This window comes from Tardiphaga sp. (genome assembly GCF_028290495.1).
GTDB lineage: Bacteria > Pseudomonadota > Alphaproteobacteria > Rhizobiales > Xanthobacteraceae > Tardiphaga.
Map to the genome: position 1 here is coordinate 1 of NZ_JAQGJT010000075.1, position 24,488 is coordinate 24,488.

Annotated in this window: 30 protein-coding genes; 29 read left to right on the plus strand and 1 reads right to left on the minus strand. The window is 60.7% G+C overall.

Going from position 1 to position 24,488, the window contains the following annotated elements; all coding sequences use genetic code 11:
• Window positions 1-2: 2 nt before the first annotated feature.
• The 29 genes from JWQ24_RS13625 to JWQ24_RS13760 all read left to right on the plus strand — a co-directional run bounded on the left by JWQ24_RS13625 (window position 3) and on the right by JWQ24_RS13760 (window position 23,218).
• On the plus strand, window positions 3-284 hold the full coding sequence (locus JWQ24_RS13625; protein WP_299808065.1) for a hypothetical protein: 282 nt from the start codon (window positions 3-5) through the stop codon (window positions 282-284).
• Between the two features lie 293 nt (window positions 285-577).
• Window positions 578-790 (plus strand): hypothetical protein, encoded by a 213-nt coding sequence (locus JWQ24_RS13630; RefSeq protein ID WP_299808688.1) that lies wholly within the window; start codon window positions 578-580, stop codon window positions 788-790.
• Between the two features lie 17 nt (window positions 791-807).
• Complete coding sequence (locus tag JWQ24_RS13635; protein WP_299808691.1) at window positions 808-1,029, plus strand: hypothetical protein; 222 nt, start codon at window positions 808-810, stop codon at window positions 1,027-1,029.
• The gene (locus JWQ24_RS28585; RefSeq protein WP_366521443.1) at window positions 1,029-1,361 is read left to right on the plus strand and encodes an HNH endonuclease; all 333 of its coding nucleotides are present in this window, start codon (window positions 1,029-1,031) and stop codon (window positions 1,359-1,361) included. The genes JWQ24_RS13635 and JWQ24_RS28585 overlap by 1 nt, the downstream gene beginning before the upstream one ends.
• 104 nt (window positions 1,362-1,465) lie before the next feature.
• Window positions 1,466-2,038 carry a hypothetical protein gene (locus JWQ24_RS13640; RefSeq protein WP_299808694.1) on the plus strand — a complete coding sequence of 191 codons (573 nt, stop codon included), beginning with the start codon at window positions 1,466-1,468 and terminating at the stop codon, window positions 2,036-2,038.
• On the plus strand, window positions 2,038-3,738 hold the full coding sequence (locus JWQ24_RS13645) for a terminase large subunit (RefSeq protein WP_299808697.1): 1,701 nt from the start codon (window positions 2,038-2,040) through the stop codon (window positions 3,736-3,738). Before JWQ24_RS13640 ends, JWQ24_RS13645 begins: the two co-directional genes overlap by 1 nt.
• A complete protein-coding gene (locus JWQ24_RS13650; protein WP_299808700.1) occupies window positions 3,716-5,008 on the plus strand; it encodes a phage portal protein in 1,293 nt (430 codons plus the stop codon). Before JWQ24_RS13645 ends, JWQ24_RS13650 begins: the two co-directional genes overlap by 23 nt.
• A gap of 10 nt (window positions 5,009-5,018) precedes the next feature.
• On the plus strand, window positions 5,019-5,756 hold the full coding sequence (locus JWQ24_RS13655) for a head maturation protease, ClpP-related (protein WP_299808703.1): 738 nt from the start codon (window positions 5,019-5,021) through the stop codon (window positions 5,754-5,756).
• A gap of 91 nt (window positions 5,757-5,847) precedes the next feature.
• Window positions 5,848-7,092, plus strand: a complete 1,245-nt coding sequence (locus tag JWQ24_RS13660) for a phage major capsid protein (protein WP_299808706.1) — start codon at window positions 5,848-5,850, stop codon at window positions 7,090-7,092.
• A gap of 11 nt (window positions 7,093-7,103) precedes the next feature.
• Window positions 7,104-7,343, plus strand: coding sequence for a hypothetical protein (locus JWQ24_RS13665; RefSeq protein WP_299808709.1), 240 nt, complete (start codon window positions 7,104-7,106; stop codon window positions 7,341-7,343).
• Window positions 7,340-7,765: a hypothetical protein gene (locus JWQ24_RS13670; protein ID WP_299808712.1), complete on the plus strand. Its 426-nt coding sequence runs from the start codon at window positions 7,340-7,342 to the stop codon at window positions 7,763-7,765. The genes JWQ24_RS13665 and JWQ24_RS13670 overlap by 4 nt, the downstream gene beginning before the upstream one ends.
• A 4-nt stretch (window positions 7,766-7,769) precedes the next feature.
• A complete protein-coding gene (locus tag JWQ24_RS13675; protein WP_299808715.1) occupies window positions 7,770-8,450 on the plus strand; it encodes a phage head-tail connector protein in 681 nt (226 codons plus the stop codon).
• Window positions 8,451-8,459: 9 nt separating this feature from the next.
• Window positions 8,460-8,861 carry a hypothetical protein gene (locus tag JWQ24_RS13680; protein ID WP_299808717.1) on the plus strand — a complete coding sequence of 134 codons (402 nt, stop codon included), beginning with the start codon at window positions 8,460-8,462 and terminating at the stop codon, window positions 8,859-8,861.
• A 92-nt stretch (window positions 8,862-8,953) separates the two neighbouring features.
• Complete coding sequence (locus tag JWQ24_RS13685; RefSeq protein ID WP_299808720.1) at window positions 8,954-9,247, plus strand: hypothetical protein; 294 nt, start codon at window positions 8,954-8,956, stop codon at window positions 9,245-9,247.
• Entirely contained in the window at window positions 9,247-9,651 is a 405-nt protein-coding gene (locus JWQ24_RS13690; RefSeq protein ID WP_299808723.1) for a hypothetical protein, read from the plus strand. The genes JWQ24_RS13685 and JWQ24_RS13690 overlap by 1 nt, the downstream gene beginning before the upstream one ends.
• Window positions 9,652-9,680: 29 nt before the next feature.
• Entirely contained in the window at window positions 9,681-10,382 is a 702-nt protein-coding gene (locus JWQ24_RS13695; protein WP_299808726.1) for a hypothetical protein, read from the plus strand.
• Entirely contained in the window at window positions 10,383-10,793 is a 411-nt protein-coding gene (locus JWQ24_RS13700) for a phage tail terminator-like protein (protein WP_299808729.1), read from the plus strand.
• Window positions 10,794-10,839: 46 nt separating this feature from the next.
• On the plus strand, window positions 10,840-12,324 hold the full coding sequence (locus tag JWQ24_RS13705; protein ID WP_299808732.1) for a phage tail tube protein: 1,485 nt from the start codon (window positions 10,840-10,842) through the stop codon (window positions 12,322-12,324).
• 26 nt (window positions 12,325-12,350) lie between these two features.
• A complete protein-coding gene (locus JWQ24_RS13710; RefSeq protein ID WP_299808735.1) occupies window positions 12,351-12,761 on the plus strand; it encodes a hypothetical protein in 411 nt (136 codons plus the stop codon).
• A 110-nt stretch (window positions 12,762-12,871) separates the two neighbouring features.
• A complete protein-coding gene (locus tag JWQ24_RS13715) occupies window positions 12,872-13,096 on the plus strand; it encodes a hypothetical protein (protein WP_299808738.1) in 225 nt (74 codons plus the stop codon).
• Window positions 13,089-15,641 carry a hypothetical protein gene (locus tag JWQ24_RS13720; RefSeq protein WP_299808741.1) on the plus strand — a complete coding sequence of 851 codons (2,553 nt, stop codon included), beginning with the start codon at window positions 13,089-13,091 and terminating at the stop codon, window positions 15,639-15,641. The genes JWQ24_RS13715 and JWQ24_RS13720 overlap by 8 nt, the downstream gene beginning before the upstream one ends.
• Entirely contained in the window at window positions 15,638-16,063 is a 426-nt protein-coding gene (locus tag JWQ24_RS13725) for a hypothetical protein (protein WP_299808744.1), read from the plus strand. The genes JWQ24_RS13720 and JWQ24_RS13725 overlap by 4 nt, the downstream gene beginning before the upstream one ends.
• Complete coding sequence (locus JWQ24_RS13730) at window positions 16,063-16,569, plus strand: DUF1833 family protein (RefSeq protein WP_299808747.1); 507 nt, start codon at window positions 16,063-16,065, stop codon at window positions 16,567-16,569. The genes JWQ24_RS13725 and JWQ24_RS13730 overlap by 1 nt, the downstream gene beginning before the upstream one ends.
• A complete protein-coding gene (locus tag JWQ24_RS13735; RefSeq protein WP_299808750.1) occupies window positions 16,566-16,901 on the plus strand; it encodes a hypothetical protein in 336 nt (111 codons plus the stop codon). The genes JWQ24_RS13730 and JWQ24_RS13735 overlap by 4 nt, the downstream gene beginning before the upstream one ends.
• 6 nt (window positions 16,902-16,907) lie before the next feature.
• The gene (locus JWQ24_RS13740) at window positions 16,908-17,336 is read left to right on the plus strand and encodes an NlpC/P60 family protein (RefSeq protein ID WP_299808753.1); all 429 of its coding nucleotides are present in this window, start codon (window positions 16,908-16,910) and stop codon (window positions 17,334-17,336) included.
• Window positions 17,326-20,034 (plus strand): hypothetical protein, encoded by a 2,709-nt coding sequence (locus JWQ24_RS13745; RefSeq protein ID WP_299808756.1) that lies wholly within the window; start codon window positions 17,326-17,328, stop codon window positions 20,032-20,034. The genes JWQ24_RS13740 and JWQ24_RS13745 overlap by 11 nt, the downstream gene beginning before the upstream one ends.
• Entirely contained in the window at window positions 20,034-20,972 is a 939-nt protein-coding gene (locus JWQ24_RS13750) for a hypothetical protein (RefSeq protein WP_299808759.1), read from the plus strand. The genes JWQ24_RS13745 and JWQ24_RS13750 overlap by 1 nt, the downstream gene beginning before the upstream one ends.
• Window positions 20,973-21,030: 58 nt before the next feature.
• Complete coding sequence (locus JWQ24_RS13755) at window positions 21,031-22,638, plus strand: SGNH/GDSL hydrolase family protein (RefSeq protein ID WP_299808762.1); 1,608 nt, start codon at window positions 21,031-21,033, stop codon at window positions 22,636-22,638.
• Between the two features lie 130 nt (window positions 22,639-22,768).
• Window positions 22,769-23,218 (plus strand): hypothetical protein, encoded by a 450-nt coding sequence (locus JWQ24_RS13760; RefSeq protein WP_299808764.1) that lies wholly within the window; start codon window positions 22,769-22,771, stop codon window positions 23,216-23,218.
• 905 nt (window positions 23,219-24,123) lie between these two features.
• Here JWQ24_RS13760 and JWQ24_RS13765 read toward each other — a convergent pair.
• On the minus strand, window positions 24,124-24,270 hold the full coding sequence (locus JWQ24_RS13765; RefSeq protein WP_299808766.1) for a hypothetical protein: 147 nt from the start codon (window positions 24,268-24,270) through the stop codon (window positions 24,124-24,126).
• Window positions 24,271-24,488: the final 218 nt, after the last annotated feature.

A 24,488-nucleotide genomic window follows, 5' to 3' on the forward strand; every position in this document is an offset into this window, starting at 1 on the left:
TGGTGCTCGGGAGCGCTGCAGCAATTGCAGGGCCGTGCAACACCGGCAAATCGGCCGAGATGCGCGACGCGGGCTCGGGCCCGACGCCGGGCAACACCGGGGCAACCGTCGGTACCGGTTCCAGCTCTGGCCAGCAACCGCCAACCAGCGCGATGAACCAGCAGACCGCCGGCGGCCCGACGTCGTCCCAGGATGCGCAGCGGCAAATGCAGGGGCAACCCACCGCAGCGCAGCAAGCGGACGGCGCAAAGGCCCCGGCCGGTAAGACCGGAAACGATTGCTGATACGTGAAGTGGCCGCTGCCGGGCGCAACCCTGCAGTAGGACGACTCGAGGCACCCTGTAGTCGGCGATGCCCAAGTCCCTACTTGGGAATGCCAGATGGCTAGCGGCCATGGGGCTCCTCAAGGCCGTGGATCAGTTCGTACTTGGGGAACAATACCTGATCACCTTCGATCACGCGCCGAAGGCGGCCTAAGGAACCTCGACCCGTCCCGTCGCACCCAAGACCTTATTGCTTGGGGATCCGGACGCGGATAGCGACGATCCCCCGAAGAAGAACCAGAAGGACGACACCCATGCTGACGGTCAGGCACCATGAGACCATCGTTACCGCCGATAGTGTGGCGTTCAATCCGGATGAAGCGACCGGGCGCAGCGCCCTCTACCTGTTCGGCGCAAGTCAGTCGCCTGCCACGATCGGCGCCGAGACGGCGTTTCGGGATGGCATCGCATACGTGATGAACGACGCTGGCGCTACCGTCGGCACGTATCGGATGCCGGTGGCTTAAGGACTGGATGGCGTTGTATGGCCTACCGCATCGGTGACGTAGAGATACAGGGCGAGCAGTCTACCAACGTCATCGAGTTGGCGTTCCGCCGCAAGACGAGGGATGGCGGCAAGGCTCGCATCCTTCGTCGTCGCGCCATGAGAATGAAGATCGATGCTGAGCCGCAGCGCGATATTTGCGACGACCTCGCCATGCACCATGTCGACACGGGCGATACATCGCCATGTGACATGGCCTGATGGCGCTGCGCACCAGTAAGCCGCGGCTTGTTGCACATGACACGCGCACGGCGAGGCCGCTGGCCAAGCAGGCGGATCCTGAGCTGCAGACCGCAGCACACCGAGCATGGCGGCTGGATGTATGTCGCCGTGCCGGGTGGCGTTGCGAGTGGGTCGAGAGTGGCCAGCGGTGTCAGGCTTCAGCCAAGCGCGGCGACGTCATGATAGGCGACCACATCATTGAGCGCGCCGATGGCGGCGCCTTACTTGACCCAGGCAATGGCCAGTGCCTCTGCACTGCGCACAACACACTCAAAGGCAATCGAGCCCGCGCCGCTCGCGCATTTGCGTAGGGGTAGGGGGCAGTCAAAAGTCTGCGACTTAGGGATCATGCACCGCATGGATACCCATTCGCAGAATTTCTGGGTTTTTGGGAATTTCAGTCAGGTGCGAACCAGTGCGAACAGGAGAAAATAATTCTACGGACTGGATTCGGATCGGCGAGGCGTACAACGCGGAAGACCTTTCAATCAGGGCTCTCGCTAAACGTTTTGGTATCTCCGACACCGCCGTCCGCAAAGAGGCCAAGAAGCGCGGATGGGTCAAGTTCGCAGTAGCGACGCCCGACTGCGAACCTCAGCGCGAACCAGCCCGCGAACCAGAACATAGGCGGCACGAACCGCGCCGGATGAATGCGGGCACGACCACCAAGCAATTGGTCGATCGGGGCCGCGGGATCATCCTCAGTCTGATGGCCGAACTCGAATATCTGAACGAGCACGCGGCGCTGTTGATGGAGCTGGTTGACGCCAACTTCACCGGCGAGAAGGATGCCGCTACCCGCGCGAAACTGCTCAAGGCGCTGGACCATGAAGTCCGCACCAAGAGCTCCAACCAATTGGCCACGGCACTCGCCAAGCTGACAGATGCGGCGCCGGGCAAGAAGGAACAGGCTGAGGAAGATTCCAAGACCGCCGCCGCTGGCACCGAGTGGGACGATCTCGAGAATACGCCAGCCAGTGTGAACTGATGAATCCATGGTCGACCGCCTGTAAAGACTGGGAGGACCGTATACTCGCCGGCGAGCCGCTGGTGCCAGAGTTGCCGCTGTTCGCTTCTGAGGCGGCGCGGGGGCTGCGCTACTTCAAGCAACTGCGCATCCCAGATCTGTTCGGAACGCCGACGTTGGCAGAGGCTTGCGGGGAGTGGTTCTTCCCGGTCGTGTCGGCACTGTTTGGGTCATACGACCCGGCGCTGAACGTGCGGATGATCCAGGAATACTTCCTGCTCATTCCGAAGAAGAACGCGAAGAGTTCGAACGGCGGCGCCATCATGGTGGTCGCCTTGTTGATGAATAAGCGGCCTTCGGCAGAGTTTTTGCTGATCGCGCCAACCAAGGAAATCGCCGATATCGCGTTCAAGCAGGCATCGGGAACGGTGATGTTGGACCCGGTCCTCAAGGCCAAGTTTCACATTCAGCGCCACATCCGGCTGATCACGTACCGGCCGACCGGCGCTACCCTGCAGATTAAGGCCGCTGATACCGACGTCATCACCGGGTCCAAAGCTACCGGGACGATGATTGATGAAACCCACGTCTTCGCCAAGAAGGCCAATGCGGCCGACGTGTTCGTCGAGCTTCGCGGTGCGCTGACGGCGCGGCCGGACGGGTTTTTGTTTCAGACCACCACGCAATCGAAGGCTCCGCCGGTCGGCGTTTTCAAGTCCGAACTGAACATGGCGCGCCGCGTGCGCGACGGGGAGATGGATCTCCCACTCTTGCCTATCCTCTACGAGTTGCCATTGCGCCTCACGAAGGACGGCGGCTGGAAGAATCGGAAGCTGTGGGGCTTCGTAAACCCGAATATGGGCCGTTCGGTCAATGAAGACTTCCTGGCCCGAGAGTTGCTGAAGGCCGAGGAGGAGGGCCCCGCGCAGCTTGCGCTGCTGGCGTCTCAGCACTTCAACGTTGAGATCGGGCAGGGGCTCCGGTCGGATGGTTGGGCCGGTGCCGCGCTCTGGCCTCGCGGCGCTGACAAAGGCCTTACGCTCGCCGAGGTTATCCGGAGATCGGAAGTCCTGACCGTAGGTCTAGATGGCGGCGGCCTCGACGACTTGCTCGGCATCTTCGTGCTGGGCCGTGAAAAAGGAACGGGCAACTGGCTCGGTTGGGCGCACGCTTTCATATCTCCGGAAGGCTGGGCGCGCCGCAAGGCGAACCACTCCACCTATCAGGATTTCATCAAAGACGGCGACCTGACGCTCGTTGAGCGGTTGCCGGACGATGTAGCGGCTGTGGTCGATATCGTTCGCGAGTGCCGCGACTCCGGAAAACTGGCGAAGGTCGGCGCCGATCCCGCCGGCCTCGGTTCCATTGTTGACGCGCTGGCTGATATTGGCGTCACCCAAGAAAATGAATTGCTTGTCGGCGTGCGCCAGGGCGTGGCGCTGATGGGCGCCATCAAGACTGTAGAGCGGAAACTCGCAGACGGATCCTTCAAGCACGGCGGGCGTCGCATGATGGCGTGGTGCGCCGGCAACGCCATCGTGCAGGCGACAGGCACCGGCATGCGCATTGCGCGCGATGCCTCTGGCTACGGCAAGGTTGATCCTTTGATGGCCGGCTTCGACGCAGTCGCCGAGATGTCGTTGAACCCCGCCTCGCGCGGCTCGATCTTCGATCGAGACGAGTTATGGAAGTCCGAGAATGTGGCCGTTCAAGCGCGATAACGAACCGGCTGCACGGGAGGAACCAAGTTTCCAGAATGCGTCGCCGGAAAACCCGTCGACTAACCTGGCTGATCCGGCCGCGTGGATGGTGGATCTGTTCGGCGGTGGTCGGACATGGGCAGGGCCGGAAGTCGGCGAGCGCAGTGCGATCCGCTCAACGACTGTGTTTCGCTGCGTCTCGCTCGTCGCCGGCATCATCGCCAGCCTTCCGCTCCCGATGTACGAGCGCACGGCGTCGGGGCGCCGCGAGGCATATGAGAACCGTCTGTATCCGTTATTGCACGACGCACCGAATGACCTGATGGGATCGTTCATCTGGCGCGAGCTGATGATCACGGATCTTTTGCTCGGGGGGAACCACTACTCGTTGATCGAGCGCGACAATGCTAACCGCATCGTAGGCTTCATGCCGATGGTACGGCAGGCTGTCACTCCGTACCGGCTCGACGGGCTTACCCGTTATCGGGTCATGATCGGTGGCGATCTACTGGATCTCGATCAGGGTGACGTCATCCACGTCCCAGGATTGGGTTTCGACGGGCTGAGGGGCCTTTCGCCGATCGGCGTGGCCGGGCGCCAGAGCATCGGTCTCGATTTGGCAATGGCGGAGTTTATTGCTCGGATGCACGCCAATGGCGCAAAGCCGAGCGGCGTGCTCGAGGTTGCGGCAAATATTAGCCCGCAGAATTTCAGCCGCCTCAAGGCGCAGTTCGAGCAGGAAAACGCCGGCATCGCGAACGCGGGTAAGACAATCTTCGTCGACAAGGACAGTAAGTGGACCGCAGTTCAGCTGTCGCCGGAGGACGCGCAGACGCTGGAAAGCCGCCGATACCAAGTAACGGACATATGCCGCTTGTTCGGTGTTCCGCCGCACATGGTCGGCGAAACCGACAAGACTACAAGCTGGGGCTCCGGCATCGAACAGCAGTCGCTGGGGTTTCTTCGCTTCACGCTGGAACCTTGGCTCAAGCGGATCGAGGACGAGTTTCACCGCAAGCTCTTCCCGGGCAACTCAAAGTTCTACGCCGAGTTCGATCGTGATGCCTTGCTGGCGATGGATTCGACGGCGAGCGCCGCGCTATTCGCGAGCGGAATTCAGAATGGCTGGATGAAGCCGGCTGAAGTGCGCCACCTCAAGAATCTGCCGGCCGCCGATGGTGCAGACCAGCTGTTCATTAACTCGACCATGACGCCGATCTCTATGGCCGGCAAGAAATCAACCGATTCAGGTAATGGCGGCGCAGCGCCAGCCGCAGCCGTTCCGGCTTAGGAGCAACGACATGAGTGACTTCCTTTCGCGTTTCCGTGTTTTCGCATTCGCCGACAAGGACTCGGTAAAGGCGAAATGGAAGGATCATTTCCAGAATCGTGGCACAGAGAAGCCGAAGGCGGCTTCGAAGCTGGAGGTAAGGGCAGCCGCCGACGGCGCCGCTGAAATCCTGATCTACGACGAGATTGGATATTGGGGCGTCACGGCCAAGGATTTCGCCACTGCGCTCTCTGGCATTACCGCTTCAACCATCAATGTCCGCATCAATAGCCCCGGCGGAGATGTGTTCGATGGCCTCGCCATCTACAATTCACTGAAGGCGCACCCCGCGACCATCAACACGTTTGTGGACGGCTGGGCGGCGTCGGCGGCCAGCTTCATCATGCTGGCTGGCGACACAGTGACAATGGCCGAAAATTCAATGGCGATGATCCATAAGGCATGGGGAATCGGCGTCGGCAACTCCGACGACATGACCGCGCTCAGTGGCGTCCTCAGCAAGATCGACGGCCAAATCGCCGGCATGTATGCCGCCAAGACTGGCAAGGATACGGCCGCCTGCTTGGCGGCGATGGCTGCCGAAACGTGGTTCACCGCTACCGAAGCGAAGGCGTTTGGTCTGGTCGACAAGGTTGTCGGTGACGATCCCGGCGAAGATCAGGAAACGTCCGACGACGAGGCCATGAACGCTTCGCGCACGCGCGTAACGCAGATGCGCCTCCGTTTGGCGCTCGCCACGCAGGACTAAGCGCACACCCAGTTTCAGAGTTTGCGCGCGGCATCCTGCTTCGCGCTGTTCCCGGCTGCCATTTCGACAGCCTTTTACATGGAGAGCCATCATGGCTGTTAAGGACTTGCGGGAGCAGCGCGCTAAGCTCGTTGCCGATGCCCGCGCACTGTACGACTCGATCAAGAAAGAAACCCCTGCGGCCGAGGCCAAGGAAATCGAGGCCAAATTCGACGGGATGATGGAGGAGGCCGATGGCCTCAAGGGCAAGATCGATCGCGAAGAGCGCCTGGAATCCTCCGAGAAGAACCTCGGCGAACGTCAGCGCATCACCGCGAAGGTCCGCCACATCTCGACCGACGAGGTCGCCGAGAACGAGCATGCCGAAACCAAGGCGTTCAACAGCTACCTCCGCAATGGCATGGGTGGTCTGAGCGCTGAAGAGCGGGAGCTGGCGCTGCCGCGCTTCCAGAACGCGCAGTCGACCGGCTCGAACACGGGTGGCGGCTACACTGTCCCGACCGGCTTCTATGATGAGCTCATGGATGCCGAGAAGGCCTATGGCGGCATGATGGACCCCGGCGTGGCCTTCGTGTTCGATACCGAGAGCGGCAACTCCCTGCCGATCCCGACCGACAACGACACCAGCAACTCCGGTGCGATCCTGACCGAGAATACTCAGACCGGAAATCAGGACGTGACGTTCGGCGCTGTTACACTCGGCGCTTACACCTACACCTCCAAGCTGGTTCTGGTGTCCAATCAGCTGCTGCAGGACTCTGCCTTCAATCTCGATGGCTTCTTGGCCACCAAGCTGGGAACCCGCATCGCGCGCGCCATCAATACCCACTTCACCACCGGTGACGGCTCCAGCAAGCCCACTGGCGCCGTGACCGCTGCGACACTCGGCTTCACCGGCGCCACCGGCGAGGCCACCAGCCTGATCTTCGATGACCTGATCGAACTCGAGCATTCCGTGGATCCGGCGTATCGCAAGAACGCTCGTTTCATGATGAATGACACTTCGCTGAAGGTCATCAAGAAGCTCAAGGACACCCAGGGTCGCTACCTCTGGATGCCGGGTATGACGATCGCCGGCGAGCCGCCGACCATCAACAGCTTCGGTTATACCGTCAACCAGGACATGCCTGCGATGGCGGCTAATGCGAAGTCGGTTCTGTTCGGTGACTTCTCAAAGTACTTCATCCGGCGTGTCGCCGGTGTGCAGGTGCTCCGTCTGACCGAGCGTTATGCCGACTTCAACCAGACCGGCTTCCTCGCCTTCCAGCGTTGGGACGGCAATCTGGTCGACGCGGGCACCCACCCGCTGAAGTACTTCGCCAACAGCGCCTCGTAACCGGCTGGTTCGTGAAGGTCATCAACCTATCGTCGTGGGCGGGTCGAAGTTTCGATCTCGCCCACGGCGAATTCATCGACATGCCGGACGACATGGCCGTCGCGCGCATCGCCGCAGGTTTGGCGCGTAAGCCGACCGACGATGAGGCTGAAACACTCGAACTCAAGCCATTCCCGGGCGACGTCGCAAAGGGCGGGACCGCTCCGGACGTCCGCCCAACCCTGACACTCCCGAAAGGAAAACGACGATGAGAGACCAGTGCAACGACCTCAATTTCAAGCAGCTTTTTCCGCCGAAAGCCGCTGTCACCGACAATACCGCGCAGGTGTCGGGCATCATCGATATGCTGGGCTATAACTCCTGCACGCTTGTGCTGGATACCGGCACGCTGACGGACGCCGACGCGACGTTCGCCCTGACACTGGAAGTCGGTGATGATTCCGGCCTGTCGGACACCGCCGCGCCGCCGGCAACCGATCTGATCGGCACGCTGCCGCTGGGCAGCTTCGATTTCTCCGTGGACAATCTGTGCCGCAAGATCGGCTACATCGGTGGCAGGCGCTATATTCGCGCCACGGTGACGCCGTCGAACAACACCGGCAACCTATTTCTCGCCGGCATTGTCGTGCTCGGCAATCCGAAGAATGCCCCCACCGCCAACCCGCCGGCGTAAGCGCATGCTCGCTGTCCTCACCCCCGCCGCGGTCACGGATTTGACGACGCTTGCCGCTGTGAAATCCGGGCTCGGCATTGAGGACAGCAAGGATAACGCCTGGCTGTCGCTGCAGATCAGCGTAGCCTCGCAGATGATCGCCGATTATCTCAATACGGTCGAGGCTGACGACGGCACGGTGACGCTTGGTCAGGAGACCCTGGCCGAAACGTACCGGGTCCACCATTCGCGCTATCTGGCACGGCGGCTGGACTCCGAACGCACTCAGTATTTGGTGCTCTCGCGCCGCCCTGTGGCGTCCATCACGGGCATCGTGCAGGACGGCACCTCGCTTGATCCGAGCGAGTATGAGGTCGACGGCGCGGGCGTTCTGAAGCATCTATCCAGCGACCGCCCGACCGACTGGAATGGCAACAAGGTGGTCGTGACCTACGTAGCCGGATGGCTTTTGCCAAGCCAAGACGGGCGAAATCTCCCCCCCGACATCGAGTCTGCCGCAGTCGACTTGGTGAAGATGAACTGGTTTGCGCGCCTCCGCGACCCGAACATCAAGAGCGAGCGGGATAGCATCCCGGGCGTTCGAGATCACCAGGTGGACTATTTCTTCCGGAATCCCGAACCGGGGTCGCCGTTGCCCGACGAGATCGCGCAGAAGCTCAACCGACACCGCCAGATCAACATTTAGGGCTGCGCAATGGACAATCCCGGCCTCAAAACGCTCGCCGCGCTCCAGATCGGCGCGGCGCGCCCACTCGCACTGCTTACGCCGATCTCGGATATGGACGGCATGTCGGCTGTGACGCTGGAGGCGGTTTTTCAATACGGGTCGGGCGGCACGACGTGCTCCGCGATCGTGGCGACGAGTTTTGACGGCGGCACGACTTGGCGCCACGTCGCGCGGTTTGATTTCACGATGGCAACTTCGGTGAAGACCGCGAACCTCAGCGGGCTGCTGTCGAAGGCCGTGGCGGCCTATGCGGATCTCACGTCGGAAGGCGTAAACGACGGGGTCCTTGGCACTCAGCTGGCTGTCTACGTCATGTCGACCGGCGCTTACACCAACACTACGCTTTCGGTGCGCGCCTCCGTGCGCTGATGGATCGCCTGACGGCCTTCGTCGCAATCGCGCACGCATAGCTACGGCTCGAAATTCTACAACGCCACCCCGAATTCCTTGAGGCGATCGACATGAACCCGAAATTTCAGGGCCTCGCATCTGCAATGTCGAAGCTGAATCACGACCTCGAAGTCCGTTCCGACAAGCTGCTGTCGCGGATCAATGGTGCCGGCGCGCGGGCGGGGGCGGCTTTCGACAAGGTCAACGCCCACATCGACGCGACTGAACAATCTGCGGCCGACATCGAAGAGTTCGCCAACTCCCTGGAAGGCAGCAATGGCGGCCCTTTGTCCGACTCGCCGGCGTCCTCCGAGCCGCAGCCTGAGCCGGAACGGTTGTCGGTCAATGGCGTGGCTCAGGGCTGATGTCGACCGCCGCTTCGCTCATAAGTGCCTTGGACGGCGCGCTCCTCGCGGGGGCGTGGGAGGAGATCATCCTTCGTCGCGTTGTCGGGACTGCACCAAACCAGGTGAATATCGATGTGGCATGCATCGCGCGCGTCGATGCCGCGACAACGGAGCAACTCGCGGCCGGCATCAAGGCGACTGACCTGAATGTCATCATCTCGCCGACCCAGATCAACAGCGCGCAATGGCCAGGCGGTCAGGTGCCAGCGCTGCCGCCGTTCAACGTCGATCAGCGCATCCCTCGCGCTGGCTTGACTGACAAAGTTTTGATGCGCGGGCAGGCGCCCCGCGCGGTCGATTTCGTGAAGCCGTTCATGCTTGGACGCGAGCCGATCCGGATTGAGATGCGGGTCACCGGTTAATGCTGAGCGGATCAATCGACCCGATTGACTTGGATATTAAGGCCATCATTGCAGAGGATCTTTCGCCGGCCGCTCGTAGCGCTGCGCTTGCGACTGCTGCACGGGAGGCCCTAGCGGGTGCCGAGAAGATAGATGCGGATGCGCTAGGCTACACGCCGGCCCATTCCACCAAGGTAGACGGTCTGGTCGGAGCCGATGAGAGCAAGGTCCGCCCAAACGGCACAATTGAGTATGGCTTTAATCTGTTGCCCGACGTTTTCGGGTGGATCTATGATCAACTTGTAGCGAATTCGCCAGTCGGGTCAGGCAATGACCCGCACATCGGGCAATACAAAGCTTCGCACGCCCTGTTTGCTGACGGCGTCCAGATTGATCCGCACGAAAAAATTCCGGTCGCCGATGAGTATGTGTTCGTCAACCTGACCGAGTACTCCCGTCGGATCGAGGATGGTGACAGTTCTCAAGCGGTAAACGGCGTCTATGAGGCGGTCGCGACCTTGGCTGATCTGAAGTTCGGGGATATGGCTGCTATCAAGTTTAGCTACCGCGCCCCATTCGAAGGAACGATCATTGCTTACGTCCCTCTGGGGCGAAGTCGCGCAAAAGATCATGGCGATTTGTCCAACAAGCGCGGCCGGTTTGCTGCCTCCAAGGTCGACTCCAGCCTTCGCACGATAGCCGATATTGAGCGAAGCCTTCGGCTTCCCGCGATCACCATTCGAGTAAGATAAATGGCAGGGAAAAAGGTGGTCGACGCGGTCGCGGCCCGGCTCGCGGCAAACTGGACGTTGTGCGCAATCATTGATGACGACACGTCGGGGCAGGGCACCGGCGATGGCAAGCCCTACGTGACCATCGAATACCCGGTCTCAGCCGAGAACCAGATCACCGTCGGGGCGCCCGGCAATAATGTCTTCCGCGAGTCCGGTGCCTTCCGCATCGTGCTCAGTTTCTCCACTGGGTCGGGTCTCTCGCAGCCGCTCGATTGGATCGACCAGCTACGCGCGCTGTTCCGCGGCAAGCAGTTTGATGGCGTCACGACCTGGGCGCCGAGCCCTGCCGCTGTCGACAACTCGAACTACGTCGGCGGTCGCTTTCTGATCTCGTTCTCAACTCCGTATTTCGCGGACATCTTCGCCTAAATCCCTCAATTTCGCCGGCGCCGTCGGCCTTCCTATGGAGTCTTAAATGGCTGATCTCCAGTCGACGAACCGCGTCGCCCTTGCGAAGGTTCGCGAAACTACCTTCGGCGTTACGCCGGCCACCCCGGCTTTCAAGCAGATCCGACAGACGTCGAGCGGTCTGAACGCAAATCCGAAGACGGTTATCACCTCGGAGATCCGCTCCGATCGCCAGGTGACCGATCTTATCCTGGTGGGCGAAGATGCGGGCGGCTCGATCGGCGGCGAACTCGCCTTTCAGGTGGCGGACGATGACCTCGAGGAAGCGCTGCAAGGGACGTGGTCCAGCAATCCGGTTATTACCGTCGCCACGATCGACACCGAAATCAGCGACGTCGCAACGGCCGTGCTCACCGTATCCGCCGGCGGCGCGGCATTCGTGGCTGCGATGCTGACGCTCGTCTCCGGTATGCCGACGGCCAGCAACAACAAGCTGGCGCGCGTCACGTCGAGCACCGCCACGGCGATTACCTATCCGGCATCCACCTTCACTGCGGAGGCGGGCCAGATCCCCGTCGGTGCGGCTGTGCGCGTCGTCGGCTTCATGGGCGCATCCGGTGACCTGGTCGCCGTCACCTCCGGCGGCAACGGCGTCACATCGACTATTCTGGATTTCACTACGCTGGGCATTTCTGCCGGTGAGTGGTTGAAGGTCGGTGACGGCGACAACGCCAGTTGCGCCTTCGCCATCACGTCGGCCTGCAACGGATTCTGCCGGGTGTCTGCGGTCACGGCCCACAAGATCACCTTTGATCGCGTTCCCGTAGGTTGGGCGGCCGATGCCGGCACCAGCGCGACCGTACGCGTGTTCATGGGCGACTTCCTGATCAACGCTTCCACCAAACGCTCCAACACCATCGAGCGCCAGTATCTCGACCATTCGCCGGTGACCTACGAGTACCTGCTGGGAATGACGCTCAACACGCTGCAGGTCGATGCGAAGACGCAGGCCATCGCGACCTATACCAAGAACTATATCGGCAAGAGCGCGTCGGCCGTCACTACTCGCGTCTCCGGGGCAACCGACGTGGCGGCACCGACCTACGGCGTGCTGAACACGTCTACGAACGTTGGCCGCCTCGGCTTCGATGGCTCGACCATCACCGGCCCGAACTTCGTCACAGGCGCCATGTTCAACGTCAACAATAACATTCGTGCGCAGCAGGCCATCGGGTCGATCGGCGCCGTCGGCACCGGAAACGGCGAATTCACCGTTACCGGAACGCTGGATACCTATTTTGGCGACAAGTCGATTTACGACAAGATCGTCAACAACACGCTGACCAGCTTCGATATGCGCGTCGGGCGTTCTGACGGCAACCGCGAATCCTATGTGTTCGATTTCCCGAGCATCAAGCTCGGCAGCGGGTCGCCGTCCGTCAGTGGAAAAAACGCTGACGTGATGATCAACGCGGGTTTCACGGCGTTCATGAGCGCCACGCTTGGCTACACCTGCAGCGCTTCGCGCTTCTGGTATCTCCCGATCATCTGATTTCAACGCAACACTTTGGAGTTTTCATGAAGCTTTCTGCAATGATGGTCGACTCTGCTCTCATTGAGCAGGGTGACTGGGTCGACGGCATCCCGGACCTTCCGGGCATTCGCATCAAGGCCCGCGGCACCAACAACGTCGATTATCGGATCCTCGAAGGCAAGCTGGTGCGGGAAATCCCCCGCGCCCAACGCGCCGAGGGCGTCAGCCCGGAGGATCAGGATCGCATCGCCGGCAAGCTTTTGCTCGAGACTGTCGTTCTGGATGTCGATGGCCTGACCGACGACGGTGACCAGCCGATTCCCTACACGAAGGATCTCGGCAAGAAGCTGCTTCTCGATCCCGATTTCCGTGTCTTCCAGGCCGGCGCCGCCTACGCAGGATCCGTCGTCGCCCAGCGCCGGAAGTCCGACGAGGCCGCAGAGGTAAAAAACTAACCGACGCCCTGGTCTGGCAACTGGACTGGGGCGAAAGTTACGCAGCGATCGTCAGTGCTGCGCTCTCCGTCGGATGCCCTCTGTCTGATCTCCCATGCGTAGCCAGCAAGGTGGACCTTTTTGGCCACCTCCTTTTCGAGTGGACCTCGTTCGGTTCACTCTCCACCGATCGCCAGGTCGGTATGGATCGCGGCCCTATCCCCTGGAGCGCGATCAACGCTTACGCGCAGCGCTATAGTCTGGTCGACGACGACTTCGACAGGTTCGCCACGCTGATCCGAGCGATGGATCAGGCTTATCTCGCCTATTTCAGGAAAAAGAGCGAAGATGCCTAGCGTTGACACCATCCGAAACGTTAAAATTCAGGGCAGCAGCAATGGTGTCGATGAAGCCACGGCTGCCCTGAATAAGCTCACGGCATCGATTGCTGCGGCGAATGATAATCTCTCCAAGACCAAAACTGTCGCCAACGAGAATGCGGAGGGATTCCGCATCACTGGCGAGGGCGCGCTCACGGCGGCGAACCATCTCCGCCAGGCGGCCGAGGCTGCCTATGCATTCTCCCCGGCGTTCCGTGGTGTAGTCAACGAAATGGCTGTGCCCGTACTGAAGGGCACCGGAACTGCACTGGAGGCTGTTGCAGCGGGTATCGTCGTCGCAACGAACAAGGCGGGCACTGGACTTATTGCTCTGGCCGGCGCCGCCGAGAAGGCGAGTCCCGCCCTCACCGGATATACATCAGGCATTCGGTCGGCTGGCCTCGCGCTGGAAGCATTCTCCCCGACGCTTGGTGGGGTCGCTGGATCGATTGCGGCATCGATCTTGAAGTGGGTCCCTCTGGTCGGGCAAATCATTCTTGTTGTCGACGCGATCAAGATGGTTGGTCGGGCGTGGCAGCTTGGTGGCGAGAAGCTGGCCGAGTATGTGGCCCTCAACGAAAAGGCCGTGGCGGCGAACACGACGGCCGATTTTTTCCAGAGAATTACGAAAGCCGCAGAGGGCGCCAAGCTTCCAGTCGACGCTCTCGCTGAAGCGCTGAAGAAGCTGAACGACTCCACAGCAGGAAAGCTGGGTGGAAGTTCCGCGAACAATGCCATCGAGAAGCTACAGAGCTATGGCAACTTTCAAGGGAATACCGGCGTCGGTCAGCTACAGAATGCCAATGGTGCTGAAGAAAAGATGAAGGCGATCGTAGCGCTGTACGATCAGGCCGTCTTGAAGGGGGAAAGGCTCGCTGCACTTGAGGCGATCCGAGCAACGCTTGGTGACACCATCGCCAATAAGGCGGCGGCCGATAGCGGCTATCTCGACAAGATGCTGGCGTCTGCCGACGCCATCAACAAGACTGATCTCGTCAAAAGCCAAGACATCCAGAACGCCGTAGAGCTGCAGAACAGATATGACGCTGCGGTAAAAATTCTGGAGCAGCGCTGGCACCCCATTCAGGACCTTTTGACGCAAGCTGGAATCGGCATGCATCAGGCTTGGGTCGGAATCGTAGAGTCGATCGCAACGGCGGTTGACTGGGCGACTAAACTGGTTGGGAAGCTTGCCGAAGCGCCGCCATGGTTCCAGAAACAGCTAGACCGTGGTGCGACCGCATTCATGGAATTGACCACCACCCCGGAAAGTCGCGCAGCCGCGGAAAAACAATACGGGATCTCAAGCGATCCTGCCGATATCGCCAGTACCGATTTACAGAACCGTATGGACGACATCCGCCGTAGTGACGCAATGGCGGATGCGCGTCGGCGCCTCGCAGAGGGGATGAACCGTAAATTTGACACGTCGAAGCCGCCGAAGGACTCCCCTGCTGATGGACCGGACGCTTCCGCATACGGACGCGCCGAGGAGAGTCTACGCAAGTACATCGAAACGACCAATGCTGCGTCGAAATCAGTTGATGAAGCCGCCGCCTCTCAAGAGCGTCTGAAAGCCATCGCTGCACTGACGGCTGCCGGCATGAAGGATGGGCTTTCTCGCGAGGCAGCAACGGCCAAGGCCGAGATGAGTGGGCTGGCACAGCAGGCCGCGGCGGCGGCCGATGCTTTGGCGAAGGCTAAGGTAGCGAGCTCTATCGATTTCGGTAAAAAAACAGCATTCCTTTCTCAGGAAGACGTTCAGATCGCTACGCAGTTGAAAGGGATATATGGAAACGATGTCCCGAAGGCGCTGGCGAGCGCGGAAGCGGCTGGCATTCGTCTCAATGATGCTTTCCGCCAAATCTCGTCGGTTATTGAAACCAACCTAACGACCGGGTTAACCGATATCTTTGATGGCACCAAGTCCGTCGGTCAGGGCTTCTCCGACATGAGCAAGGTCGTTGTCCGAGCTCTCGAAGAGATGATCATCAAAATGTACGTTGTGCAGCCGATCATGCGCAGTCTGCAGGGCGCTCTTGGTGGCGGTCTCAGCCTTGGCAGCCTGTTCGGTGGCGGAGCAGCCGCCGGAGCGACTAGCACTGGCTCTGCAGGCGTTGGAGCCCTCGGTGGGCTCTATCATACGGGCGGAATGGTCGGATCGGAACCGACATCCGTGCGATACATTCATCCATCGTACTTCGACGACGCGCCGCGGTTCCATACTGGCGGCATCGCTGGCGACGAAGTGCCAATCATCGCGAAGAAAGGTGAGGGCGTCTTCACGCCTGGTCAGATGGCAGCCATGGGGGGCGGTGGCCCGATCAATATGGTCGTCAACAACAATGCTTCACCAACCATGACGGTAGAAGCCACTCAGGTGGTCGATGGTCGCGGAAACCGGAGCATTCAGCTAACGCTTGATGACGCGACCGCCGCAGCTCTCAGCCGGCCAGGGTCCAGCACCAGGAAAGCGATGTCGAGCAACTTCGGTGCGCGTCCGGCGGGCGTCCGCCGATGACGATGCCGGTCTGGCCCGACGATCTCCCGCAACGTTCCTTGATCCAGCCGTTTCAAGCGAGCGTCAGGGGGAATCGCTTATCGACCGCAACTGATACAGGGCCGGCGAAGCAGCGCCGGCGAGGCCCGGCAATCCGGCCCGTTACCTGCGGAATCATGGTTGGAATGAACCTGCGCGCCAGGTTTGATCGCTTCTATGAGGAGGAGGTCAATTTTGGAATTACGCCGTTTCTGATCCCGGATCAGCAAATCGACGGGACGGGGCTGTTTGACGAATACGGCGGGCCGCTCATGGACGAATCCGGCATACCAATCGTCATAGAATCGTGGTGGCTTGTGCAGTTCGGTCAAACCCAACCCGCTACGGTTGCCATCGGCGGCGCAACGTTCACTATCCAGTTCGATCTTGTGGTTCTCCCCTGATGCCGCAGCTTTCTCTGTCGTTCCGCGAAGCATTCAACGCGGAAAATACCGACGAATTCCCCGTCATTTTGGTGGAGATCACGCCGCCAGGGTTGGGCGAAACGCTGTATATTTGCAGCGAGCCCGCGGTCCGTCTCTCAGCCGATCCGCTGCGCTACGGCATCGTGCATCTGGGGCAGGAATACCAATGGATCGTCATGACGGCGGCCTGGCCCGACGATCAGGACGGTCGCCCGCCGGCGACGACGCTGGTTTTCGCGAACGTCGTGGAAGACATGGCCGCGACGGTGCGGGGGGTGACGCCGGGCACGCAGACCGAAGTCGTGCTCAAGATGGTGCTCTCGTCCGCGCCGGATGATGTCGAGGAATCCTACATCATGCGGGCCACCAACGGTTCCTATAACGCGCAGCAGGTGACGCTGGACGTGTCGCGAGAGCCGATCGAGGCCGAGCCGTACCCGGCGCAGCGCATGACGAAAAACAACTATCCGGGGCTGTTCCGGTGACGCTGAACATCCTGCTCAATGCGCTGCTCGCGGGCAGCGTCATTTATCTCATCTGCTGGCGTCGACGCCGGCCAAAGGAGAGTGTCATGACCGCATATTACTCCGACAAAGAACTGAAGCTCTTGGAATCAAAAAACACTGCAGCCACGACGGTGGACATCATCAATCCGGGCGCGCCGGTGGATGTTGACGCGAAGGAATTCGTAGACGGCAAAGGTCGTCGCCGCATCGAAATCACGCTTGATGGGGCGGTGGCTGCTGCTCTCGCATGCCCCGGGTCAGCAACGAGGGCTGCGCAGCGGGGCGCCTATGGCGGGAGCAAGGCCCGTTAAGCGCTGATGCACTGGTCTCGCGACTACGTCGGCCTGCCATGGGCATTTGCCGGCCGCGACCGCAACGGCGTCGACTGCTGGGGGCTGCTCTGGCTGATCTATCGGGATGTCGTCAAAGTCGAAGTTGCGAGCTACGCGGCGGAAACCATGGACGCGCCGGAGCGCGAGCAGATCGCGCAGTTGCTGTCCGCTGATCGGGTCCGGTCGCCTTGGGTTTCGGTTGAGCCCGGCTCTGCCCGCGAATTCGACATGGTCGTATTCCGCCGCGGTGGGCTCGATAGCCACATCGGCATCGTCGTGTCTCCGGGGCGGATGCTCCACATCATGCACGGCGGAGAAGCCCGGGTGGAAAGCTTCGACGCGGGCCGATGGAAGGCCAAGTTGATCGGCGTGCATCGGCATATCGAGTTAATGGAACGATCAGATGCGGCATGAGGTGATCGGTCCGAAGGCGCAAGAAGGCAGCCGCCTCCTCGTTCTTCCGCATCTCGACGTTTCGCGTGATCGGAAGTCGTTCCCGGTAGGGCCGGGGACCACGGTTGCGGCGATGGTCGAGATGGCGATGCCGGGCGCCGCGCGGGATCGGATCCGCGTCACCATCGGTGACGATGTCGTTCCGTCTGAGTTATGGCACCGGGTCCGGCCACGGCTTGGGGCCACGGTGATCATCCGGGTGGTGCCGGGCAACGACACCCTCCGGAGCGTGCTGACCGTCGCCGTACTGGTTGCAGCGGTTTCTCTCGGGCAGTTCTACGCGCCCGGCATCGCTGGCAGTATTGGTGGCGCGCTCTTCCCGGGCGGGTTTGGTATTGGCGGCGCTGTTGCCGGCGGGTCTGCTTTGACCTCGATAGTCGCGGGCGGCCTAACGATCGGCGCAAGCATCGCCGGATCCTTGCTCCTGGATGCCTTGATCCCGGTTCGAGGCCTTGGCGACCAGGACAAGGGCCCGGATATCTACGCCATCACCGGGTTGCAGAACCGGGCCAATCCAGGCGGGGTGGTGCCGTCTATTCTAGGCACTCATCGCTACGCGCCGCCCTATGCCGCGCCGTCCTACACGTCGATTATCGGGGATGATCAGTTCGTCACCAGCGTTTTTGAATTCGGCCACGGCCCGCTGGTCCTGCGGAATCATCGTCTTGGCGAAACGCCGATCGAGAACTTCCAAGACGTCACGATGGAGGTCCGTGAGGGGCGCCCGGACGATGAGCCTCTGACGCTTTACCCGCAGCAGATCGTTGAAGACCAACTCTCGGTTAATCTTTCGCATGACGACCCGGCCACGATGCGATTTACGGCGCGGGATGCCATTGCATGCACAGTGGATATCGCCTTCGTCCAAGGGCTGATCAGCTTCGACGATAAAGGCAAACCGCAGCGGGCCTACGTCGTGATCATGATCGCGATGCGAAAGGTCGGAGACCTAGGCGGGCCAACCCCGGTCGTCACGCTGACCTACAATGATCAAAAGCAAAAACTGATCCGAAAAAATTACGGCTGGAACCTGCCGTCGCGGGGACAGTGGGAAATTTACGTTTGGCGGGCGAATCCGAATTCGACTGACACGAAGACCATCGACCGCGCCGACTGGAGCGCCATCCGGTCTATTCGTGCTGAAAGCCCGTTCAACTTTCCGCTGCCGACCGCGCGGGTGGCGCTGCGCATTCGGGCCAGCAACCAGCTCAACGGCATCGTCAACAATTACAACGCCGATGCCAGCCTCATCTGCCTGGATTGGGACGCCGCCTCCGGCTATTGGGTTGCGCGCGAGACGAACAATCCGGCGTCGCTCTATCGTTATGTGTTGCAGAGCCAGGCGAACGCCTATCCAAAAACAGATGATCAGATCGATCTCGCGGGACTGCAGGATTGGCACAGGTTCTGCGAAACAAAGCACCTCAGCTACAACCGGGTGCACGACTACGACGCCAGCCGTCTGGATGTGCTGGCTGACATCGCCGCCGCCGGCCGCGCCACGCCGCACGACGACGGCGTTAAGTGGGGCGTGACGGTTGACCGGCCGCAGACGACCTATGTGTCGGCAATCTCTCCTCGCAATTCATGGGATTTTCAAGGATCGACGCCGCAGGTGTTGTTCCCCGACGCCCACCGGGTGCAGTTCATCGACGCCACGAACGGCTATCAGCAGGCGGAGCGCGTGGTGCCGTTCCCGGGCGTCGATCCAGCGGCCGTCGCGGTTACGGAGGATCTGTCACACCCGGGGGTCACGAACCCAGACCAGATCTGGCGTGCGACCCGGCGTCGGCAATACGAGTTGATCCATCGGCCTCATACCTACAGCGTCAGCCAGGACATTGAATCGCTGGTGCTGTCGCGCGGGGACATGGCGCCGCTCAATCACGATGTTCTCGATCGCGACCATATCCCCTCGCGCGTGAGGAAGATTGAGGATGGGGTGGTGACGGTCGACACACCGGTGACGATGGAGGTCGGACGATCCTACGCTTGCGCGTTCCGGAAATCGGACGGAACCTCGATCCGTCGCTCTGTCGTTACCCGCGCCGGGGAAAGCCCAAACCTAACGATGGTTGGCGATTTATCTGGCGTGGAAGTCGGCGATCTCGCGATGTTCGGCACGTCTCTGCGGGGCCCGGTGATCGACGTTGTGGTCAAAAGTATCGAGCGCGGCGACAATCTCACCGCCAAACTGATGTTGATCGACGCCGCGCCGATCATTGACGAACTAACCGACGCGGAAACGCCGCCGCCCTGGGATGGCCGGGTCGGGGAGGTCAATGACGTATCGGCGCTGTTGCCGGCGGTACCGGACCTGTCGGTTGCAGACTCGCTCCAGCAGTTTTTTGCGACAGTGACGCCAGGATCTGGCTCTGTGGCGCTGCCTGCAACCTACGTTGTCTCGCACCGCCTGCATGGTGGCGGCGCCTTTATGCCCGTGACGATTACAGCATCGGTCGGGGTGGCGATCATCAGCGGATACCTCGTCGGCGATATCATCGACGTGAAAGCCCACGCTGTCACAGCCTATGGCGTGCCAAGCGCCGACACCGCAATCGTGCAAGCCACAATGCATGCAGCGACCGGCAGCGCGCCGCTCGCTGACAGTTCGCTTTATAAGGCCGATACCACTCTCATCACGGCGGATCATTTCTAATGGCGCAGCAAAATCTTGGTCTCGGCACGGCCGCAAATGACGGGACCGGTGATCCGATCCGGACCGCTCTGCAAAAGGTGCAGGACAATTTTACAGATCTTTATACGAACAAGCTGAATGCGGCCGGTGCTGTGATTTCGGTTGCGGGGTTAGTCGGGGCGATAACCGCATCCGCGCTCAAGACTGCACTTTCACTGGTGAAGGGCGATATCGGTCTCGGCAACGTCGACAACACGTCGGACGCGGGCAAACCTGTGTCGACCGCGCAGGCGGCTGCAATCGCCGCGAGTTCTCGCATCTCATCTGTTGTGCTGCGTACGTTCGCTTCGACCGGCACTTACACGCCGACGGCCGGAATGGTGTTTGCGACGGTCGAATGCACCGGCGGCGGCGGCGCCGGCGGCGGGGCGGTCTCGGCTTCGGGGTCGAGCCATACGGGCGGTGGCGGTGGCGCTGGCAGTCGGTCGGTCAAGCGCGTAACGGCAGCAGATATAGGCGCCAGCAAGACGGTAACGATTGGTGCTGCAGGGACAGCCTCGGCAGGCGCGGACGGCTCTGCCGGCGGCGACACCAGCGTCGGTTCGCTTTGTATCGGCAAGGGCGGATCGGGCGGCATCGCAGGCGCCAATGCATTGTCGTTCGGTAACGGCGGGTCAGGCGGCGTCGCAGGGGCGGGAGACATCGCCTCGCCGGGCGCGCCGGGCGGCGCGGGCGGCATCGGCTCCACGTCGATATTCACGCCGGCCGGTTTTGGTGGCTGCTCAATGTACGGCGCAGGCGGGAAAGCATTGCTGACGGGCGGTGGCGCTACCGGGAACAGCGCCACGGGTTTCGGTGCCGGCGGCGGCGGCGGCTTCGGCTACAACGCAACGACGCCCATCGCGGGTGGGAGCGGCGCCGCAGGTTACGTTGTCATCACGGAATACATCGGCGTCTAAGCGCCGCGTAGCGCGGTCGCGCGCAAATCATTGCAGCAATCTCAATCGGAAAATCAGCATGTCTGAAGGCATTCGCGCGCCGAACGTTCCTGCCGGCTCAGTTCTCACGGAGTTTCTGGGGCTGGAGCAGGTCGGGTCGACCAAATCGCTCCGCAGGTTCACCCGAGGCCAGGTGCTGGGTCCGATCGACTACGGCGGGACCAGTACGACATCGATGGCGATCAGCCTGATGCCGCAGACATTCACCACTCAGCCTGCTCTGGGGTACCGCGCCGGCGGGCGTGGTCGGCTGATCTCGGCCGCAAATCCGGCAAACTTCATGGAGGGACCGATTACAGCTTACGACATCGCCACGGGGGTGATGACGATCAGCTTTGACAACAAGGGCCCATCATCGAGCGGCACGCACGCCGATTGGGTGCTAACGGTGGCCGGCGAGAAAGGTGCGGGCGACCTTTCGTCATTCCTCAATCTTGGTGACCTGTCTGACAAGGATGCTGCTCTCAACAACCTTGCTGGCGTGTCCAGCCGAGTGTCGCAGTCGCTGGACCTGAATGCTCTATTCCGCGTAGCTGCGAACATCCGCGCCGGAGTGGTAAATCACCGTCCGCTTTTGCCTCTGCTACCGAAGTACGGCATCGCGCTCCTTAACTATCTGAAGTCCGTCGGAACGGGCAGCGGCGGTTTTAATATTCTCGTTATCAGCGACAGCACCGGCGCCGGTGTGGGTGCTAACGGCAACGCGAATGCTGCCGATTACAGTTGGCCCTCAGTGATGCGTGAGGATCTGATCAACAAGCTCTATCTGGCCCATCCCGACACGCTGATCGGGACTAATGGATGGGACAGCGCCTTGACGACTGCTGACACCCGCGTTGTGCAATGGGGGGGGTATCAGACTTCCACCCTCAAAAGCCTTGGCGGCTCCATGTGGGCGGCTTATGCAGCTGGAGCGCCGTTTAAGTTCAGACCGAAGCGGATTGGGAATTTCTACTTTCGCGTCTACTACGCGACCGATCCGTCGTTTGGGTCGTTCAAGATCGATGTCAACGGCGGCGCCCCCACCACGGTCACGCCGACAGCCGCGGCAAGCGTGGCATTCGCAGATATCGCAGGATCTGGCGGGGGACCTTACACCCTCAATATTACCCCGCTTAGCGGGCATACCGAGATCCTCGGCGTCTGGGCGCTCGACTCATCCAGTGGCCCCTTTGTCACAATCTGGAACGGGTCGATCAACGGCGGTAAAATCGCCGACTTTGTGGGCGCGACCTATCCCTGGTCTCCGCTAAACGCAATCGGAACTGTCATCCAGCCAGCGCTTACGATCATCATGACCGGCATCAATGACGGGGGAACCAACGGCACCAGCGATGCTGCGGACATGCAGACGGTCATCGACAAGTGCAAGCTGACGGGCGACGTAGTGATCGTCGGAAACTTCCCCTACGTGGTCAGCCCGACGACCACGGCGTATACGCAGGCCTACCGGCAGCAGCTTCACGCGGCGATCGCCGCAAAGAACGGAATCCCGTTCATTAGCGCCGAGGACTACTTTATCAATCACGCGGCGATGGTGGCTGCCGGGATGAGCTTCGACGACTTCCATCCGAACGAGATCGCCTATTCGATCTTCGGTAAGGTCACGGGCGGGTTCATCGCTTAGAGACATCTGTCGCCCGCTCGCCCGCCGGGCGGTCGGACCTCGCCGCATCTCGCGATAGTTGTTTGACGCCCGCATGAGTTGCGTAGTTGTATGTAGCGGGTGGCTTAAAGTAAGTGTGGGGGCGCGTGTAATGCGGAATGGTGTTGTAGTTTTCGCGATAGCAGTCGGCCTCGCCGGTTGTGGGGGCGGGAAGAAGCTTGATTCGCTGACGCCAGAAACCCAATCGCCAACGATCGCGCTCAGCGGTGACTATTCGCAATTGGCGTCGTGCGTTATCAGGCAGATTCCGGAGGTCGATATCGATAAGCCGATGCTGACTGAAGATCGGGCGGAAGGTCGCTCCGTAATCATCGCTAACCTGACCGCTGGCGCGTTTCGAAACTATATCCAAATTTTTGAGGCGTCTTTTAAGAAACAAGGCGAGCGGGATACGGTCCTTACCGTGAAAGAAAGCACCTCAGTCCTGCGCGCTCCAGACTATTGGCAAAAGATAATCGCCGCCATTGCTGACTCCTGCTCGCAGCAGCAGGTTGCGCCGCCTGCTCCGAAGAGAAACTCTAAGCCGCGTCAAACTCGGTAATTAGCGATTGAGCCGGCGCATGTCCACTGTAGCGGCGGCGGTTCAGCACTGTCGATGAGGGGGCGCTTAGGTCTTCAGTACGTCCGGGCTTGCCACGGCACAGAAGGTTGATAGACAGGCGAAAACACGTACCGATTGAAAAGTTCGTTCCAGCGGAAATTTTCGTCCGGTGTCAGAATGCGCCCGCCCGAGAGCAAGTTGGCAACAAGGTAATCTAACCTACGGAATTCGTCCGCTTCTTCATTGGAGCTTATTTGCATTGAACGCCTCTGCTGATCGGGGGGGACTGTCTCAAACGCGTTACGTCCTGAGCCTTCCTTATTTAGACTCGTCGGTATCGGCCCGCCCCCGCTTTGGTCGAGATGAGAAATGCGAATATCCGATACATTACCGGTGTCAGCAATCACCCCTACGGGTGAGGAGAATCGCGCACCTGTTTGCACCAATGAGGTACTACCGACGCCCCCGCGCAGCCTGAGAGGGATCAGCCAAAGATCCTCATGGCGAGCCAGGCGATCCCGGTCCAAGCCGCAAGAGCCAAGACCATGACGATAATGAGGGATGCACGTCGCATCTGTCCGGCGGGCATCAGCTTGCGAGGAAGTGGAGCATCTGGAGGCCGGCGACCGCGGCGCTCACGCCGGCTCCGACGCCAAGTCCAATAATCAGTCTTTCGAGGTTGCACATAGGCGGTCCCTCCGACTGCCAAAATCCTAGTCCTCCGTCTTCCTGAGCCGCAAGCGTTGCATCGCGCATTGCCCGGCGCGGCCTGAAGGGCGCAGGCGACCAATCTGAATCCCCGACCACCACCTGACCGCCCGGATACCGCCGGCGCGGCGCTTGCGCATGGAGAAAACGAGAATGAGCCCGTCGATCAGTCTCGACCCGATGCACCCCGAAGAACATTAGTAGTCCGCCAGCGGATCCTTCAGCATCTCGTATATCTGAACGGCATTCATTACCACCAGTGCGAAGAAACTGACCCGTAGCAAAAAGAGCGAGAAGGCGGGAATTTCTATGACCTGCGGCGGAAGCTCATCGTATGGCTCCATTGGAATTAGCCCTTTGCATGGGCGTGGCGTAAAACACCTCACCCCAGTTTTTCGCCGCCCATCGCGCATTGCCCGCCGCGGCCTGAGAGGGCGCGGCGTCAAGCGTAAATCATCATCGCCATTAGGGCGCTAGCGGTCGCACAGGCAGCGGCCGTAGCGATCGTTACCCCGATCATCAGTTTCTCGTAGATGCTCATTGCTGCCCTTCAATAAATTGA